Source organism: Burkholderia sp. SIMBA_062, from assembly GCF_046534765.1.
Lineage (GTDB): Bacteria > Pseudomonadota > Gammaproteobacteria > Burkholderiales > Burkholderiaceae > Burkholderia > Burkholderia ambifaria.
Genome location: NZ_JAWRYD010000501.1, coordinates 1 through 247 on the forward strand (window position 1 = coordinate 1; position 247 = coordinate 247).

Annotated in this window: 1 protein-coding gene; it reads right to left on the reverse strand. The window is 55.9% G+C overall.

The features are described 5' to 3' along the window. Positions 1–247: helix-turn-helix domain-containing protein (locus SB786_RS37230; protein ID WP_410731714.1), on the reverse strand; the 247-nt coding region annotated here is incomplete at both ends.

Here is a 247-nt window from a genome sequence, read left to right on the forward strand (position 1 = left end):
CAGTCGTCGGAACGCAGGGGAGGGTGCCCAGGGAAGAAAATGAGCCCTTCCGCTTCAAGCGCAAAAGCTAATGCCTGCATTGTGACGCGCCGCAGCTCTTCTCCAAGCTCAACTCTGCGGATCGAGTCTGGTGAAACGCCGGACCGAAATGCCAGTGCTTCTACACTCCACCCAAGGGCTAGGCGTGAAGGCCCGCAATGTTCTGAACGGAAACCTAACGGAAGGTCGGCGAAAAATTCTTCAATCT